Raw genomic sequence first — 16,773 nt, 5'->3', positions numbered from 1 at the left:
CCCCTGACGCCGTCCGCCCGCTCAGCGGTCCCCGTACGTCCGCGAGGTGGCCCGCGCGCCTGGGCCACCCGCGCCCCGCTGCTGCCCGCGCTGGTCTTCCTCGTCACGGTCACACAGCTGCCGTTCGTGGCGACTCTGGTGATCTCACTGTTCGACTGGAACTCGCTCGATCCGGACGCGCGCCGCTTCACCGGGCTCTCCAACTACACGTCCGTGGCCACCGATGCCGCGCTGCGGGAATCCGTGCTGACGACCGTGCTGCTCACCGCGACCGTCGTGATCGCGAGTGTGCTGCTCGGGCTGGCGCTGGCGCTGCTGCTCGACCGCGCGTTCTTCGGCCGCGGATTCGTCCGTACGCTGCTGATCACACCGTTTCTGCTGGTGCCGGTCTCGGCCGCGCTGCTGTGGAAGCACGTGCTGTACAACCCGGAGTACGGGCTGCTCAACGGCGGATGGGCGTGGTTCGCGGGGCTCTTCGGCGACACGGAGCCCGCACAGCCCGACTGGATCTCGGACATGCCGCTCGTCGCGGTCGAGGCGGCGCTGGTGTGGCAGTGGACGCCGTTCATGATGCTCATCCTGCTCGCCGGGCTGCAGAGCCGGCCCGGCGAAGTGATCGAGGCGGCGCGGCTGGACGGCGCGAGCGCCTGGCAGATCTTCCGCCATCTGACGCTGCCGCATCTGCGGCGGTATCTCGAACTCGGTGTGCTGCTCGGCTCGATCTACATCGTGCAGCACTTCGATGCGGTGTTCACGATCACCTCCGGGGGTCTCGGCACCGCCAACCTCCCGTACACGATCTACCAGACCTTCTATCAGGCTCACGAGTACGGACTGGCGTCCGCGGCGGGCGTGGTCGTCGTGATCGGCACGATGGTGCTCGCGACGTTCGCACTGCGGGTGGTCTCGTCCCTCTTCCGTGAGGAGGTGAACCGCGCATGACCACCACTGTTGTTGCGAGGGCACGGACTTCCGACCCGATCGCGCGGCGCGCACGGCGGCGGTCCGCCGCGCTCGGGGCGCTGGCCTGGGCGGCGGGCATCGGGTTCTGTCTGCCGGCCGGGTGGATGCTGCTCACGTCGTTCCACTCCGAGGAGGACGCGGCGACCAGTCCGCCCTCCCTCGGCGCCGCGCTGACCCTGGACGGTTACCGGGAGTTCTTCGGCGCGGGCGGGGCGGCCGGACCGTGGCCGCCGCTCATCAACTCGGCCACGGCGTCGGTGGTCTCCACGCTGCTGGTCCTGGTGCTGGCGCTGCCGGCCGCGTACGCGCTGTCGATCCGGCGGGTGCCCAAGTGGACGAACGTGATGTTCTTCTTCCTGTCCACGAAGATGCTGCCGGTCGTCGCCGGACTGCTGCCCCTCTATCTCTTCGCGAAGAACGCGGGGCTGCTGGACAACATCTGGCTGCTCATCCTGCTCTACACGTCCATGAACCTGCCGATCGCGGTGTGGATGATGCAGTCGTTCCTCGCGGACGTCCCGGTGTCGATCATCGAGGCGGCGCAGGTGGACGGGGCGCGGCTGCCGACCGTGCTGGCCCGGGTGGTGGCCCCGGTGGCCGGTCCGGGCATCGCCGCGACCGCACTGATCTGCTTCATCTTCAGCTGGAACGAGCTGCTGTTCGCACGGGTGCTCACCGGCGTCGTCGCACAGACCGCGCCCGTGTTCCTGACCGGATTCGTCACCAGTCAGGGGCTGTTCCTGGCGCAGCTGTGCGCCGCCTCCGTCGTTGTGTCCCTGCCGGTGCTGGCCGCCGGTTACGCCGCCCAGGACAAGCTCGTCCAGGGCCTCTCGCTCGGAGCTGTCAAATGAGGGCCGCGATCGTCGAAGCCCCCGGCAAGGTGTCCGTCACGTCCGTACCCGATCCGGCGCCCGGGCCGCGGGAGGTGGTGGTGAAGGTGGCGGCGTGCGGGCTGTGCGGCACCGATCTGCACATCCTGCAGGGCGAGTTCGCGCCGACGCTGCCGCTCGTACCGGGCCATGAGTTCGCCGGGACGGTCGTGGCGGCCGGCAAGGCGGTGACGGAGCTGGCGGTGGGCGACCGGGTGGCCGTCGACCCGTCCCTGCCCTGCCACGAGTGCCGCTACTGCCGTGCCGGGCGCGGAAACCTGTGCGACCGGTGGGCGGCGATCGGGGTCACGGTGCCCGGCGGCGCCGCCGAGTTCGCGCTCGCGCCGGTGGCGAACTGCGTACGGCTGCCCGAGCACATCGACGTACGGGACGCGGCGCTCATCGAGCCGCTGTCGTGCGCGGTCCGCGGGTACGACGTGCTCAACGGCACGCTCGGCGCGCGTGTGCTGATCTACGGGTCCGGGACGATGGGCCTGATGATGCTGGAGCTCGCCAAGCGCACCGGGGCCGCCGGGGTCGACGTCCTGGACATCAACGCGGAGCGGCTCGCCACGGCGAAGCTGCTGGGCTGCTCGGGGGCGGCCGCGTCGGCCGATGCCCTGGAGCGGGCGGGCGACGGCTGGGACGTGGTGATCGACGCGACGGGGAACGCCGGTGCCATCCAGGACGGACTCGGGCGCGTCGCGAAGGGCGGTACGTTCCTCCAGTTCGGGGTGAGCGACTACGCCACGACGGCGGTGATCGAGCCGTACCGCATCTACAACCAGGAGATCACCATCACCGGTTCGATGGCGGTGCTGCACAGCTACGAGCGGGCCGCCGCGCTCTTCGCCTCGGGAGTGCTCGATCCGCAGGTGTTCATCAGCGACCGGCTGCCGCTGGAGCAGTATCCGCAGGCGATCGAACGGTTCCGGGCCGGCCGGGGGCGCAAGATCGTGGTGGAGCCGTGAGCGGGGACCGCGCCGCGGGGCAGGACGCGGTCCTGGTGCTGGGCGAGGCGCTGATCGATCTCGTACCGGTGACGCGGTCCGCCCAGCGCGCGCCGGCGGGTGAGCCGGAGCTGTGGCGCGCGCAGCCCGGAGGCGCTCCGGCGAACGTCGCCGTGGATCTGGCGCGCCTGGGCACGCCCGCGGCGTTCGCGGGCGGTCTGGGCGGGGACGGTTTCGCGCGGACGGTGGACGACTGGCTGCGTTCCGCGGGAGTCGACACCGGGCTGTGCGCCCGCTCGTCGCTGCCCACGGCGCTGGCCGTCGCCGATCCGGGGCCGGAGGGCAACAGCTACCACTTCCACCTGCGGGACACCGCCACCTTCTCGCTGCCGGCTGTGACGAAGGCCGAAATGTCGCGCTTCGGGGCCGTCTACGCGGGCGGTCTGGCCGCTGTCGTACAGCCGGCGGCGGGTACGGTCGCGCAGGCGGCCCGCGCAGCCGCAGAGCACGGACTGCTGGTCGTGGACCCGAATGTGCGCGCGGAGGACGACGGCGCCCGCAGGCTCCTCGCGGAACTGTGCGCGTCGGCGCATGTGGTGAAGGCCAGCGACGAGGACCTGGCGCGGCTGTGGCCCGGAACCGGTCCGGAGGTGTCGGCGCGCCGGCTGGCGGACGAAGGACGGCTCGTCGTCATGACGCTCGGCGCGCGGGGCAGTACGGCCTTCGTGCCGTCGGGCGAGGTGGCGTCCGTGCCGGCCGTGCCCGTCGACGTGGTGAACACGATCGGTGCCGGGGACGCCTTCATGGCCGGGATGCTCGCTTGGCTGGGCGCCGCCGGCCTGCTGCGGCGCGGTGCCCCGGCCGGGATCGGCGTGGACCGGGCCGGGCAGATGCTGGCGGCCGCGGCCGAGGTGGCCGCGACGGTGTGCGCGCTGAGCGACGGATGCGTGCCCCCGTACACGCACCCGCCGCTCGGTCTGCCGTCCCGTGTCCCCCGGGACGATGGGTACGCGCCTAGTACCAGGGGGTGTTGACGAGCTCGTGCCCGTCGCAGACCAGTACCGCGCGGGAGACCTAGCCGCTCAGGTTGTTGGCGATCCTGGTGTATGCGTAGTTGATGCCGGGGTCGACGGTTTCGGAGACCCAGCCGTCGACACGCGCCACGCTGCCGCTGGAACGCTGGGCGACGGCCGCGCAGTTGGTGCGCGCGTTCTCGATCCGGGCGAAGGAGCCGCACGTGCCCGAGTAGAAGTACTTGAGGGTGATGCCCTCGAAGGACGTCTGGAACTTCAGCGAGAACGTTCCGGCGCAGGCGCTGATGGTCGGGTACGAGCCCTCATGGGCTCCTTCCGTGAATGAACGGCTTCGAGCGTCGCCAGCGGGAAGGACCGCTCGCCAACATTTCGAAGGTGGTCGAAAGCTCGCGTCGCCCATGGTGCAGAGTGGTCGTGCACATGCCGTGTGACGCGGTTGAATGCCGACGGGCGTACGGCAGTTGACACTTCGGGAGGCACGGGGATGACCACAGGAGCCACGGTTCCCGGACGGGACGCGACCGAGCCGGGGCCGCCCACCGTCGTGCCCGGGCCGCGGCGGCTGCCGGGCCTGGGGAATCTGCCGGCGTTCGCCCGCGATCCGCTCGGGTTCTTCGAGCGGCTCCGCGGCTGCGGCGATGTCGTGGAGTGGCGGCTCGGCCCCCAGCGCGCGCTGTTCGTCTCGCGGCCCGAGCACATCGGCGAACTGCTGACCGGCGTCGAGACCGTCTTCCGCCATCCTGAGCTCGGATGGGCGTTCAAGCTGGTGCTCGGGGACGGCGTGGTGACGTCGGAAGGCCCGGCGTGGCGGCGCAAGCGGGCTCTCGTCCAGCCCGCCGTGCGGCCGCGGCAGGTGCGGTCGTACGCGCGGACAATGGCGGAGTGCGCCGATGCGCTGGCGCGGACGTGGCAGCCGGGACAGGACATCGACGTACGGCGGGAGATGCTGGCGCTCACCCAGCGGATAGCCGTGCGGACGCTGTTCGGGGCCGACACCGCGGGGCGCGAGGAGGTGATCGGGTCGGCCATGGACGTGGCGCAGCGGGCCATCGGCGACGAGTTCCGGGGCGTCACGCTGTTCCTTCCGTCGTGGGTGCCCACACCCGGCCGCCGGAGGCTGCGCAGGGCCGTCGAGGTGATCGACGCCGAGGTGGGACGGGTGACCGGGGAGCGGCGGCGCAGCGGCGAGGAGCGGGACGATCTGCTGAGCCGGCTGCTGGCGGCGCGGGACGAGGAGGGGCTGCCGCTGTCCGACAAGGAGGTCCGCGACGAGGCGGTGACCCTGTACATCGGCGGGCACGAGACGACGGGCACGACCCTCACATGGGCCTGGTACCTGCTGTCGGGGAACCCGCAGGCCCGTGCGCGGCTGGGCGAGGAGCTGGAGTCGGTCCTCGGGGGCCGTACACCGGACTTCGACGACCTGCGGCTGCTTCCCTACACCGAGCAGGTGGTGAAGGAGACCCTCCGGCTGTTCCCTCCGGTGTGGCTGATGACGGGAATCGCGAAGGAGGGATCGACCCTGGGCGGTCTGCCGGTTCCCGAGGGGACGGTGGTGTGGTCCAGCCAGTGGAGCGCCCACCGCGATCCGCGCTGGTTCCCCGACCCCGAGGCGTTCCGGCCGGAGCGGTGGGATGCGGGCGCGCAGCCGGCGGCGCCGGAACACGCCTGGTTCCCGTTCGGCGGCGGCGCGCGGGCCTGCCTGGGCGCGCGGTTCGCGATGGTGGAGGCGGTGCTGGTGCTGGCAACGCTGGCGCAGCGCTTCCATGTGGACACGGGATCCGGCGAGGTGCCGCCGAGGACGGGGCTGACCCTGCAGCCCGGTACTCCGGTGCGCGCCACTCTCCGGGCCGCGGGGCCCCGCGAAGCCACGGTGGCGCCATGACGGAACGCGACGCAGGGCAGGCTGCCGGGCAGGGTCCGGACGCGGTGGAGATCAGCCCCTCGGGCTGGGTGGCCAAGCAGGCCCGGCTGTACGAGGAGTCGGGCGGTACGAAGGGGACGACGATACAGGGCGCCCCCTGCCTGCTGCTCGACTACAGGGGGCGGCGGTCGGGCACCTGGCGCCGTACCGTCCTCATCTACGGCCGCGACGGCGACGACTACCTGATCGTGGGCTCGAACGGGGGCTCCGACCGTCACCCGTTGTGGTATTTGAACCTGCGCGACGAGCCGGATGTGTGGCTCCGCGTCGGTGCCGAACGGTTCGCGGCGCGCGCGCAGACGCTGTCCCCGGAGGAGAAGGCACGGGTCTGGCCGCACCTGGTGGAGCTCTTCGCCCCGTACGCCGGCTACCGGCAGGGCACGCAGCGGGACATCCCGGTGGTGCGGCTGCGGCGTACCGGGAAGTAGCCCGTTTCCCCGCTACTGTCGCTGTTCCTCCGGGCAATCGGCCCGCACGGATGCGTGACGCGCGGGCACACCGACTCGTTGGAGTGCCGCTGGACCGGTTCGCCGGGAGCCGTTGACATATGTCAGAAGCACCACCGTATCGAGTGTTGCCAAATCCCTTACGCGCCCTGGCTCCCTGTGCAACAGTCGTAACCGGTCCTTATCTCAGACCCTGGCCGTGACGCGCCTGTATCGGAGTACGACATGCCGTCCCATCTGTTCGCGGACCGCCCCGCCCCGCAGCCACCCCCGCGCGGCACGGTGGACGAGCTGATCTCGCAGACCCGCAGGCTCCGCGGGGACGTGGACGCGGTGCGGCGTGACGCGGTGGTGGACGAGGACGACCCGCAGCGGCGCTGGCAGCGGGCGCTGTGCGACCTGGCGGTCCATCATCTCGACGATCTCGGCACGCACCTGGGCCAGCTCAAGGAGGGTCTGTCGGCTCGGTCGCCCGCCCCCGACGCCGAGGACCAGGAGCTTCAGGACGAACAGCCCGGCCCGCACGAGGAGGCCGGCCCGTACGAGGAGCCGGCCGCGCACTCCGGCTCGCTGCTCAGCCGGGTCGGCAGCGCCGAGTGGAATCTGCTGTCGGACGAGGTCAGTTGGTCGGACGAGCTGTACCAGATCTTCGGGCGGCCGCTGGAGGGCGGCCCGATGTCGCTCGACGAGCTGCCGTCGACGGTGTTCGCCGAGGACCAGGCCCTCCTCACCGCGATGGTGACGGACTGTCTCATCGACGGGAAGCCGATCGACGGCGAGTTCCGTATCGTCAGAACCGACGGACGCGTCCGGACGCTCCACATGATGGGCGAGCCGGTCCTCGACCCCGAGGGCTGCACGGCTTCGATGTGGGCGGTGCTGCGGGACGTCAGCGAGCTGCGCCGCAGCCAGCGCGCCGTCCGAGAATCGCGGGACACGCTCGCACGCCAGCGGCACATCGACTGCACGGAGCGCCGGATCGCGGTCGAGATCCAGGAGTCGGTCCTGCCGTCGTGGCGCGGCTCCCTCTCATTCCCCCAGAACGGGCCCCCGGCCCTGGATCTGGCGGGCCACTACCTTCCCTCGGCGAGCAGCGCGCTGATCGGCGGAGACTGGTTCGACGCGCTCGAACTGCCCGGCGGTGGCACGTTGTTGAGCGTCGGCGACCTCACCGGCCACGGGGTGACCGCGACGTCGACGATGGCGATGCTGCTCGGTGCCCTGCGCGGACTGGCCGTTGCCGGTATCCAGCCGGGCCCGCTCATGGAGCACCTCAACCAGCTGCTGGAATCCTCCGCACAGCCCGCGCTGGGCAGCGCACTGTGCTGCCACTACGATGCGGCGACCCGGACGCTCTCCTGGGCGCAGGCGGGGCACCCCGCCCCGCTGCTGTTCCGCGACGGGACGGGGCGCGTGCTGACGCCGCCGGAGGGAGTGCTGCTCGGAGCGACACCCGGAGCGGTCTACGAGCAGGCCGAGGTGCACCTGCTCCCCGGCGATCTGCTGGTGCTGCAAACGGACGGCCTGACCCGGAGCGCCGACGTGCGCGACGGGTCCGGAGTGGACCGTGTCCTCGCTCTCGCCTCCCGCTTCGCGGTCTCCCGCAGCGCGCAGGAGTGCGTGCGGGCGATCGTCGAGGAGTTCGGCGAGAGCGAGCGTGAGGACGACGCCTGCGTGATGGTCGCCAGGATCAGCTAGCGCGGTGCACACGGCGGGCCACCACGGTGGTCTCAGAGGTCGTAGGTCGGTTGTGGTCGGTTGTTGCCGTGCGCCGACGTGCAGAACTCCGCGCGAGGCGGTACACGCCTGGGCCGGGCAGCACGCCGACAGGAAGTCCTGCGAGGTGTCCCGCACGGGGTCGGATGCGGTCAGATCTCCGCGCTTCTCCGGCGGCCGGCAGGGCTGTTGGGCAGGGCGAGCTTGATCTCCTCGCGGAGGTCCTGGATCTTCGCGTACCCGGAGTACTGTCCGGTGAGCCGGTACATCTCGCGCAGCCGGTCCCAGGTGCGATGCGACGACGTCTCCCCCATCGACACCAGTGCCAGCCGGGCGTACCGGTCGGCCTGTTCCGGGTCGTCGGCGATGAAGCAGGCCGAGGCCAGGGAGAGATAGTCGAAGATCTTGGATCGCTGCCGGCCGCCTTCGCGCAGGTCCAGCGCCTGCTTGGCATGGCGCTGGGCGGTGGTCGCGGCGGCCGGCTCGTGCTCGGCGAGGGTGCGATAGGCGAGGGCCTGCATACCGTGCAGGTCCGCCTCGTCGAACAGCTGCATCCAGCTGGGCGGTGGCACATCGCCCTTGTCGGACACGAAGAGCTCCTCGGCCTCGCCGAGGGTGCGCCGCATGGCCTGGCCCCGGCCCATGGATGCCTGTGCCCAGGCCTCGATGGTGCGCAGCATGGCGTGCGTGCGCGGGAGGGTCTCCTCGCCCGAGCCGGACTTGGCGAGCTTCATGAGGTCGAGGGCGTCGTCCGGGCGGCCCAGATGCACCATCTGGCGCGCGGCCCGGGAGAGGGCTTCGCCGGCGCGCGGGCGGTCGCCGCCCTCGCGGGCCGCGTGGGCGGCGATGACGAAGTACTTCTGGGCGGTGGGTTCGAGGCCGACGTCGTGGGACATCCAGCCGGCGAGTACGGCGAGGTTGGCGGCGACGCCCCACAGGCGCCGCTGGAGGTGGTCGGGGTGGTGGTAGGCGAGCATCCCGCCCACTTCATTGAGCTGGCCCACGACGGCCTTGCGCTGGAGCCCGCCACCTCGCGCCGCGTCCCAGGCACGGAACACTTCTACGGAGCGCTCGAGTGCCTCGATCTCCTGCGACCCGATGGGGGCGGCCTCATAGCGGTCGAACCCAGCGGGGTCGGCGTGCAGGGGATTGTCGACACGAGGAGCGCCCGTGGCGGTTGCGGGGTCGGTGTGCAGCCAGTCGTGCATGGCGCTGCTGAGTGCGGAGCCTGCGGCGAGCGCGGCGCCCGCGCCCACCAAGCCGCGTCGGTTGAGCATGAGGTCCATTCCCGTGAATTCGGTGAGGACCGCCGCCGTACGTTCGGGTGCCCATGGCAGGCCGTCAGGGTTCTGCGTGGTGCTGACGTCCCGCCTCTTTCCCGTGCGTTTCTGCCGTACGAAACCGAGGTCCTCGATGGTCACGACACGGCCGAGCCGCTCGGTGAACAGAGCTGCCAGCACCTTGGGCACGGGATCGCGCGGGGTCTCCCCCATGTCGATCCAACGCCGCACCCGCGAGGTGTCGGTCGCCAGCTGCGGGTGGCCCATGGCCGCCGCCTGCCGGTTCACGAGCCGTGCGAGTTCGCCCTTGGACCAGCCGGTGAGGCCGAACAGGTCGGAAAGGCGGGTGTTGGGTTCTCCGGTCACTTCAAGCCCCCAGGTTCTCGGCTGAGTTGACAGTAACCCCCTGTCATAGGGCTGGCGACTATTCGCCAGGGTTCGCCAGGGTCCGCCAGATGGTGTGCCACCCGCGAGCGGGTGTCAGGTAGGAACGCGCCACCCCGCCCCGGCGGCCCGAGCCGCACTCCCCAGGGTGCCGAAGGCCTCCGGGGCAGGGGCCGCGCAAGCGACTTGTCGGCACACGAAGGGATCTGTCTCGCCCATGTACACAGCATCGTCCTCCGTGTCCGCCCCGCTCCGGCCGCAGCGCTCCGTGCAGGCCGGCGGCAGGCCGTTTCTCGACCCCTCCCCGGCCGCGAGGGCCCGGCGGTGGCCGGCGACCTCCGGCCAACCGCTCAGCGGGAGAATCGACTTGTCCGGCCCCCAAGGCGCGCAGCTGCGCATCGCGATCGCGTCGGTGCACCGGATCTGCCCGGAGTTCAATCCGGTGCAGGTCCTGCGGAGGAGCGGACGCTCGGTCCTGCTCGTCGGCAGCACCGGACGCGCGACGGCCGTCGCCAAGTGTTTGCTGGATCAGTCGCCGGTGTGGGCGGAGCGGTTCCGGCATGAAATAGCTGCATATCGTGCGTTCGTCCGGCACCGCCCGCCGGTGCGGGTGCCGCGGCTCATCGCCGCGGATCCGGACAACTGCACGCTGGTCATCGAGCGGATGCCCGGCCGCCCGGCCGCCCTCGCCCGGCATCCTGCGGAGGCTCCGCCACGTGCGGACGTACGGGCGGCCCTCGGGGCGATCACCCGGCTCAACTCGTGGCGGCCGCCCGCCGGGATGTTCGACGCGCCGTTGGACTATGCGTCGCGGATCGCCCGCTATCACGAGCTCGGACTGTTCACCGACCGCGATCTGGGCGATCTGCAGAAGCTGTTGCACGGCCTCGCGCACGCGAGCGGGCGGCAGGGCGTCGGACAGTTCTGCCACGGTGACGCACTGCTGTCGAACATCCTGCTCGCGCCGACGGGTCCCGTGCTGGTCGACTGGGAGCACGCCGGCTGGTATCTGCCGGGGTACGACCTGGCGACGCTCTGGGCCGTCATGGGCGATGCCCCGATGGCCCGGCGGCAGATCAGCCAACTGGCCCAGAAGTCGGGTCCCGCCGCTCGGGACGCGTTCCTGGTGAACCTGATGCTGGTGCTGACCCGGGAGATCCGCACGTACGAGACGGCTGTGCAGCGCACGATGCGGGAGGCCGCTCCGGCCGGGACCGTACCGACACAGCCCGGCGCCGTCTCGTCCGGTGAGGAGCAGCGGCTGCTGTTGCGGCGGCTGCACGACGACTGCGCGCTGGCACGGCGGGCTGTGCGCGCTGCGGTCGGCACTCGCTGACCGTCAGGGACGGCGAAGTGACCCAAGGGGCATGGTGGAGCGTCCCGACGGGGTGCCCCCGCCCAGGACGGGGGGACGATCCGAGCCGTGAGGGGGGAGCGCTGCGCGCCCAGTGCCGACACACTGGACGCGCAGCGCTCTGTTGTCTCCAAGGTTCCGGGGCGCCTTGTCAGGGGTCTCCGGGGTGGTTCCAAGGAGGCGTACATCGACGCCCGTACGGGTGACAGCGCGACCTGGGCAGGGCGCCGCCGCAGGGGTTCTCGTATATCAAGTCGCTCTCACCCGGGCGCCATTGGTCCACTCCGATGACGCGTCACAGGCCACCGCGCCACCACCATGGGTTCGTTGACGCCTCGTCGCGCAACCGCTACCCCTGTAGGCGAGTCCAGCCCCGCGCGTACCTTCGCGCGTCACCCGTCTCAGGAGGCTGCATTGCGAGGACGAGGACCCGCCCCCGTACGACCGAGAAGTCCCCGCACGCGCGCAGTTCTGGCCTCGGCGGCCCTGCTGCTGTCGCTGGTCTCGGCCGCTCCGTCCGCGACCGCGGAGCAGTCCGCGTCCGGGGCACTGCAGCGGAGTTTCGCCGCCGCTGCCACCGAGTACGGGGTGCCGGAGCGTGTGCTCCTCGGCGTCTCGTACCTCCAGTCCCGCTGGGACGGACACGGCGGCGCGCCGAGTGTCACCGGCGGGTACGGGCCCATGCATCTGACCGACGCCAAGGCCGCGCTGGCCGATGCGCCGCACCACTCGCACGGCGCGGAAGACGCGCGCGGCGACGACGCCCGGGCGTCGCGCAGCGCCCTCGAGGCGGAGATCCAGGATCTGGCCGCGCTGCCGGCCCGGCTGCGGACGCTGGAGCGTGCAGCGGAGCTCACCGGGATCCCCGAGGAGGAGCTGCGCACCAGCCCCGCCGCGAACGTCCGGGGCGGCGCGGCCCTGCTCGCCGACGCACAGCGCCGGCTCGGCGAGGAGCCCAGCGCGGATCCGGCCGACTGGTACGGGGCAGTCGCACGCTTCTCCGGCGCCGACGACACGGCGACCGCGACGACGTACGCCGACGATGTCTACGACGTCATGCGGTCCGGTCAGCACCGCATCACCGACACCGGCCAGCAGGTCGCCCTGCCCGCTGACACGTCCCTGCGGCCGGACACCGCGACGGCCGGCGGTCTCGGACTGCGCACCGTGGACGAGGATCTGACGGAGTGTCCGCGGACGGTCGCGTGCGAGTGGATCCCCGCACCGTACGAGGAGTTCGGCGAGGGCGACTACGGCAACCACGACAAGGCGAACCGGCCGTCGTCGCAGTCGATCGACTACATCGTGATCCACGACACCGAGGCGAGCTGGGACACCACGCTCCAGCTGGTCCAGGACCCGGAGTACGTGTCCTGGCAGTACTCGCTGCGCTCGTCCGACGGGCACATCGCCCAGCATCTGCGGCTGAAGGACGTCGGCTGGCACGCCGGGAACTGGTTCGTCAACGCCAAGTCGATCGGTCTGGAGCACGAGGGCTTCCTCGTGAACCCGGACGCCTGGTACACGGAGGCGATGTACCGCACGTCGGCGCGCCTGGTGCGGTATCTGGCCCAGCGGTACGATATCCCGCTCGACCGGCAGCACATCATCGGCCACGACAATGTGCCGGGCACCGTGCCCTCGACCATCCCGGGGATGCACACCGATCCGGGCCCCTACTGGGACTGGGCGCACTACTTCACCCTCCTCGGGCGGCCCTTCGTACCGTCCGCCGGTCCGCGCGCCGCCGCGGTGACGATCCGCCCGGACTACGCGCAGCACCAGCCGCCCTACACGAGCTGCGCCGAGCCCGGTGACACCTGTGCGCCGCACGGTTCGGGCGCGGTGCGGCTGCACACCGCGCCGGACGCTTCCGCGCCCCTGGTGAAGGACATCGGTCTGCGGCCGGGCGGCGGGGACTCCACGGACGGGGTGAACGACACGGGGGCCAGGGCGTCGACGGGTCAGCAGTACGCGGTCGCCGAGCGGCGCGGCGAGTGGACGGCGATCTGGTACCTCGGGCAGAAGGCGTGGTTCCACAATCCCCGTACGCAACGGACGGCAGTGAATGTGCGTGCCAGGGTCCTCACACCGCGCGACGGGCTCGCCGAGGTGCCGGTCTACGGCCGGGCCTACCCGGAGGCGTCGGCGTATCCGGCGGGTGTGCCGGTGCAGGCGGTGACGCCGCTGCCGTACAAGCTGCTCGCGGGCCAGAGGTACGTGGTCGGCGAGCGGACGGCGGGCGAGTACTACTTCGCCACGACGTTCGACTCGACAGATCACACGGTGGTGCGGGGCGAGGAGCTCTACTACCAGATCCAGTTCGGGCACCGGGTCGCGTTCGTGAAGGCCGCGGATGTGCGGGTGCTGAACACGTAGGAAGAGGGGCGTACCTGCGGGTTCATCCGGACGGGTGATCACCGCGGCCGCGTGGGCCGGATGGGCGACGGGTAGGGCTGGCCCGTACGCGACCGGTCCGCGCGGCTCATGCGCGGACGCTCACCGAAAGGCCGGGCACGCATGGCACAGCCCTTCCAACTGCCGGATTTCTACGTACCGTATCCGGCGCGGCTCAACCCCCATGTCGATGTGGCGCGAGCGCACACCCGTGAGTGGGCCCGGCGCATGGGCATGCTGGAGGGGTCGGGGATCTGGGAGCAGGAGGATCTCGACGCGCACGACTACGCCCTGCTGTGCGCATACACCCACCCGGACTGTTCCGCCGAGGCGCTCTCGCTGGTGACGGACTGGTACGTGTGGGTGTTCTTCTTCGACGACCACTTTCTGGAGGTCTTCAAGCGCAGCGGGGACCGGGCGGGCGGCAAGGCGTATCTGGACCGGCTGCCGGCGTTCATGCCGGCGGACTCGGCACAGGGCACGCCGGAGGCGACGAACCAGGTCGAGGCGGGACTGGCGGATCTGTGGGCGCGGACGGTGCCGAGCATGTCACCCGCCTGGCGGGCCCGGTTCGCGCGGGCGACCGAGCATCTCCTCAACGAGTCGCTGTGGGAACTCGACAACATCAACGAGGGGCGGGTCTCCAATCCCGTCGAGTACATCGAGATGCGCCGCAAGGTCGGCGGGGCACCCTGGTCGGCGGGTCTCGTCGAGTACGCGGCGGGCGCCGAGGTTCCCGCGCAGGCGGCCGGCTCCCGGCCGCTGCGGGTGCTGACCGAGGCGTTCGCGGACGCCGTGCATCTGCGCAACGATCTCTTCTCCTACCAGCGCGAGGTGGAGAACGAGGGCGAGCTCAGCAACGGCGTGCTGGTCCTCGAGACGTTCCTGGGCTGTACGACGCAGGAGGCGGCCGAAGCCGTCAACGATCTGCTGACGTCGCGGCTGCAGCAGTTCGAGAACACCGCACTGACCGAAGTCCCGGCGCTGTGCGTGGAGAAGGGCCTCGATCCGGTGGAGTGCGCGGCGATCGCGGCGTACACCAAGGGGCTTCAGGACTGGCAGTCCGGCGGCCATGAATGGCACATGCGCTCCAGTCGCTACATGAACAAGGGTGTGGAGAAGGGTCCTTCGCTGTACGGCGGAGTGCTGGGCACGTCGGCCCTGGACATCAGGACGCTGTTCGGCCGTCCGGCCGGTGCGCGGCTGCGCAGGCTCACCCATGTGCCGCACCGGCAGACCGGCCCGTCGCTGCTGCCGGACTTCGACATCCCGTTCCCGCTGACGCTCAGCCCGCATCTGGACGACGCGCGGCGGAAGTCCCTCGCCTGGGCGGGCCGGATGGGTCTGCTGGACGACATCTGGGACGACCAGATGCTCGCCGGCTTCGACTTCGCGCTCTGTTCGGCGGGCCTCGACCCGGACGCGACGCCCGAGGAGCTGGAGCTCAACGCCGAGTGGCTGACCTGGGGGACATACGGGGACGACTACTACCCGGTGGTGTTCGGGCGTCCGCGCGACCTCGTCGGGGCGAAGGTCACGACCGAGCGGCTCAAGGCCTGCATGCCCGTCGGTGATCCGGCCGCGGGAGCCGCGACGGCGGCCGGTCCGATGGAGCGGGCGCTGGCGGACCTGTGGGCGCGGACCGCCGGGCCGATGGGCCCCGAGGCGAGGCAGGCACTGCGAGGGGCGCTCGACACCATGCTCGAGGGCTGGCTGTGGGAGCTGCACAACCAGGCGCAGCACCGGGTGCCCGACCCCGTCGACTACATCGAGATGCGGCGCCACACGTTCGGCTCCGAGCTGACGATGATGCTGTGCCGGCTGCGGCACGAGGGTGAGCTTCCGCCGGAGATCTATCGCAGTGGGACGGTGCGGAGCCTGGAGAGCTCCCTGGCGGACTATGCGACCTTCCTCAACGACCTGTTCTCGTACCAGAAGGAGATCGAGGTCGAGGGCGAGGTGCACAACATCGTCCTGGTGGTGCAGAACTTCTTCGGCTGCGGCTATCCGGACGCTGTCGCGATCACGGACGATCTGATGCGTTCGCGGCTGCGCCAGTACGAGCATGTGAAGCGCAATGAACTACCCGTGCTGTACGACGACTTCGGCCTGGACACGGAGGGCAGGGCCGCGCTCGACGCCTATGTGCGGGAGCTGGAGGACTGGGTCGCCGGGATCCTGAACTGGCACCGGGGCGTGCGACGCTACGGGGCGGAGGACGTACGGCGCGGGGCGGGTTCGCCGCTGCGGACCGACGGGCCCACGGCGATCGGCATGTCCGCGGCCAGGGCCGGCGCACTGCTGCGCGCGGACCGGCCGACTGCGGCCGCGGAGGGCGTCCGGGTGTAGTCGCGGGGGTGTGGACCCACGGGGGTGGCCCGCTCTGACGTGGTCACGGCGGGCCGCACGCGGCCCTACAGGGGTCCGCGGGGTCAGCCCGTCTGGAAGAGCTCCGCGGGCAGCGGCTTGAGCAGCGCGTACAGGTCGTCGGTGATCGGCCGGTCCCAGCTGGCGATCGTGACGAGCACATTGTCGCTGCGGTCGAACTGGACGCAGGAAATGCGGCTCTCGGAGAGCTTGATCCGGCGCACGATCAGCAGGTTGTCGCCCTGCATGACCGGGACGTCCTCGGTGCCGGTGACCGTGACCTCCTCGTCGTTCTCCAGCGCCGCGAGGAGCTGGGCGACCTCGAAGGGCACCTGGCCCTCGGCGAGCTCGCGGGCGGGCGAGCCCTCGGGCAGATTACCGATGATCATCGCGGGACCGCGGCCGCCGAACAGATCGTAGCGGAGGAAAACGCCCTGGCAGCTGCCGTCGGGCGCGGGCAGCAGACCCGCGCCCAGGTTTCCGGGCCAGTCCCCCGGGTCCATGGCCAGGACGTCGAAGTCCGGGCCGGCGGGAGTGGCGGCGCTGCGGCGGCGGAGGAAGGACATGCGGCCATGGTACGTGTACGGGGGCCGCGCACGCCGACCTGGGTACGGCCGGCCGGACGGGTGCGCGCGGGTGTGCAGGGGGCTCTGTCCGCGATCGCGTCGGGCTCCGCGTCGACGAGCCGGGCGGGTCGATGCAGCGGGACGCCCCGACGAAGGTGCACGCGGTGTGCACGGCGGTGAGCCGCTCGCCGTGCGCTCGCGCCGCTTCCCTCCACGGACGCACGTCGGTGGGCCGTGACGCACGTCCGCATGAACCGGAACGCACCTGGTGACGGTCGTGCCCCGGGGCGTCATGGTGGCAGAAGGGCTCAGCCGGTGCGGTGGCGCTCGTGGTGCCGGGCGACGCGGGCGCGGTTGCCGCAGGAGGGCTTGCACCACTCCTGGCGCGGGTGTTCCTTGAGGAAGTACCGCACACAGCGCGGCGCGTGGCAGGCCCGCAGCCGTGCCCGGTCGGGGCCGGTGAGCAGCGCGATCGCCGCGCGTGCGAGGGCGGCGGCGAGGGCCCTGACGGACGGGACCCATC

Annotated in this window: 14 protein-coding genes; 10 read left to right on the top strand and 4 right to left on the bottom strand. The window is 71.3% G+C overall.

What is annotated here, in order from left to right; all coding sequences use genetic code 11:
- The first annotated feature begins 3 nt into the window (after positions 1 to 3).
- The 4 genes from ABT078_RS34800 to ABT078_RS34785 are packed head-to-tail and all read left to right on the top strand — an operon-like array spanning position 4 to position 3,816.
- Positions 4 to 942, top strand: a complete 939-nt coding sequence (locus tag ABT078_RS34800; protein ID WP_351235077.1) for a carbohydrate ABC transporter permease — start codon at positions 4 to 6, stop codon at positions 940 to 942.
- On the top strand, positions 939 to 1,814 hold the full coding sequence (locus tag ABT078_RS34795) for a carbohydrate ABC transporter permease (RefSeq protein WP_351235001.1): 876 nt from the start codon (positions 939 to 941) through the stop codon (positions 1,812 to 1,814). The genes ABT078_RS34800 and ABT078_RS34795 overlap by 4 nt, the downstream gene beginning before the upstream one ends.
- Complete coding sequence (locus tag ABT078_RS34790; protein ID WP_351234999.1) at positions 1,811 to 2,803, top strand: zinc-dependent alcohol dehydrogenase family protein; 993 nt, start codon at positions 1,811 to 1,813, stop codon at positions 2,801 to 2,803. Before ABT078_RS34795 ends, ABT078_RS34790 begins: the two co-directional genes overlap by 4 nt.
- On the top strand, positions 2,800 to 3,816 hold the full coding sequence (locus ABT078_RS34785) for a PfkB family carbohydrate kinase (protein WP_351234997.1): 1,017 nt from the start codon (positions 2,800 to 2,802) through the stop codon (positions 3,814 to 3,816). The genes ABT078_RS34790 and ABT078_RS34785 overlap by 4 nt, the downstream gene beginning before the upstream one ends.
- A gap of 40 nt (positions 3,817 to 3,856) precedes the next feature.
- On the opposite strand, the gene ABT078_RS34780 is transcribed toward ABT078_RS34785, so the two are convergent.
- Positions 3,857 to 4,216 (bottom strand): hypothetical protein, encoded by a 360-nt coding sequence (locus ABT078_RS34780; RefSeq protein ID WP_351234995.1) that lies wholly within the window; start codon positions 4,214 to 4,216, stop codon positions 3,857 to 3,859.
- 84 nt (positions 4,217 to 4,300) lie between these two features.
- On the opposite strand from ABT078_RS34780, the gene ABT078_RS34775 reads away from it, so the two are divergent.
- The 3 genes from ABT078_RS34775 (at position 4,301) to ABT078_RS34765 (ending at position 7,884) form a co-directional block, all read left to right on the top strand.
- On the top strand, positions 4,301 to 5,701 hold the full coding sequence (locus ABT078_RS34775; protein WP_351234993.1) for a cytochrome P450: 1,401 nt from the start codon (positions 4,301 to 4,303) through the stop codon (positions 5,699 to 5,701).
- The gene (locus ABT078_RS34770) at positions 5,698 to 6,168 is read left to right on the top strand and encodes a nitroreductase family deazaflavin-dependent oxidoreductase (protein ID WP_351234991.1); all 471 of its coding nucleotides are present in this window, start codon (positions 5,698 to 5,700) and stop codon (positions 6,166 to 6,168) included. The genes ABT078_RS34775 and ABT078_RS34770 overlap by 4 nt, the downstream gene beginning before the upstream one ends.
- A 243-nt stretch (positions 6,169 to 6,411) precedes the next feature.
- On the top strand, positions 6,412 to 7,884 hold the full coding sequence (locus tag ABT078_RS34765; RefSeq protein WP_351234989.1) for a PP2C family protein-serine/threonine phosphatase: 1,473 nt from the start codon (positions 6,412 to 6,414) through the stop codon (positions 7,882 to 7,884).
- A gap of 170 nt (positions 7,885 to 8,054) precedes the next feature.
- On the opposite strand, the gene ABT078_RS34760 is transcribed toward ABT078_RS34765, so the two are convergent.
- Entirely contained in the window at positions 8,055 to 9,548 is a 1,494-nt protein-coding gene (locus ABT078_RS34760) for a DNA-binding protein NsdB (RefSeq protein WP_351234987.1), read from the bottom strand.
- Positions 9,549 to 9,783: 235 nt separating this feature from the next.
- Between ABT078_RS34760 and ABT078_RS34755 the strand changes: the two genes are divergently transcribed.
- From ABT078_RS34755 to ABT078_RS34745, 3 genes are all read left to right on the top strand, one after another.
- A complete protein-coding gene (locus ABT078_RS34755) occupies positions 9,784 to 10,902 on the top strand; it encodes an aminoglycoside phosphotransferase family protein (RefSeq protein ID WP_351234985.1) in 1,119 nt (372 codons plus the stop codon).
- 336 nt (positions 10,903 to 11,238) lie between these two features.
- The gene (locus tag ABT078_RS34750) at positions 11,239 to 13,299 is read left to right on the top strand and encodes an N-acetylmuramoyl-L-alanine amidase (protein WP_502981461.1); all 2,061 of its coding nucleotides are present in this window, start codon (positions 11,239 to 11,241) and stop codon (positions 13,297 to 13,299) included.
- 141 nt (positions 13,300 to 13,440) lie between these two features.
- Entirely contained in the window at positions 13,441 to 15,666 is a 2,226-nt protein-coding gene (locus ABT078_RS34745; protein ID WP_351234983.1) for a terpene synthase family protein, read from the top strand.
- Between the two features lie 83 nt (positions 15,667 to 15,749).
- Here ABT078_RS34745 and ABT078_RS34740 read toward each other — a convergent pair whose 3' ends face one another.
- Together ABT078_RS34740 and ABT078_RS34735 are read right to left on the bottom strand one after the other, a co-directional pair.
- Entirely contained in the window at positions 15,750 to 16,250 is a 501-nt protein-coding gene (locus tag ABT078_RS34740) for a hypothetical protein (protein WP_351234981.1), read from the bottom strand.
- Positions 16,251 to 16,558: 308 nt separating this feature from the next.
- The coding region (locus tag ABT078_RS34735; RefSeq protein ID WP_351234979.1) for a CGNR zinc finger domain-containing protein at positions 16,559 to 16,773 on the bottom strand (215 nt) is incomplete at its 5' end.

This window comes from Streptomyces sp. NPDC002133 (assembly GCF_040296405.1).
Taxonomy (GTDB): Bacteria; Actinomycetota; Actinomycetes; order Streptomycetales; family Streptomycetaceae; genus Streptomyces.
This window is presented reverse-complemented; position numbering and strand designations above follow the sequence as displayed.

Coding starts and splice junctions, on each gene's coding strand:
- ABT078_RS34795 (WP_351235001.1), top strand. CDS start 939: ATGACCACCACTGTTGTTGCGAGGGCACGGACTTCCGACCCGATCGCG.
- ABT078_RS34790 (WP_351234999.1), top strand. CDS start 1,811: ATGAGGGCCGCGATCGTCGAAGCCCCCGGCAAGGTGTCCGTCACGTCC.
- ABT078_RS34780 (WP_351234995.1), bottom strand. CDS start 4,216: ATGGGCGACGCGAGCTTTCGACCACCTTCGAAATGTTGGCGAGCGGTC.
- ABT078_RS34775 (WP_351234993.1), top strand. CDS start 4,301: ATGACCACAGGAGCCACGGTTCCCGGACGGGACGCGACCGAGCCGGGG.
- ABT078_RS34770 (WP_351234991.1), top strand. CDS start 5,698: ATGACGGAACGCGACGCAGGGCAGGCTGCCGGGCAGGGTCCGGACGCG.
- ABT078_RS34765 (WP_351234989.1), top strand. CDS start 6,412: ATGCCGTCCCATCTGTTCGCGGACCGCCCCGCCCCGCAGCCACCCCCG.
- ABT078_RS34755 (WP_351234985.1), top strand. CDS start 9,784: ATGTACACAGCATCGTCCTCCGTGTCCGCCCCGCTCCGGCCGCAGCGC.
- ABT078_RS34750 (WP_502981461.1), top strand. CDS start 11,239: ATGGGTTCGTTGACGCCTCGTCGCGCAACCGCTACCCCTGTAGGCGAG.
- ABT078_RS34745 (WP_351234983.1), top strand. CDS start 13,441: ATGGCACAGCCCTTCCAACTGCCGGATTTCTACGTACCGTATCCGGCG.
- ABT078_RS34740 (WP_351234981.1), bottom strand. CDS start 16,250: ATGTCCTTCCTCCGCCGCCGCAGCGCCGCCACTCCCGCCGGCCCGGAC.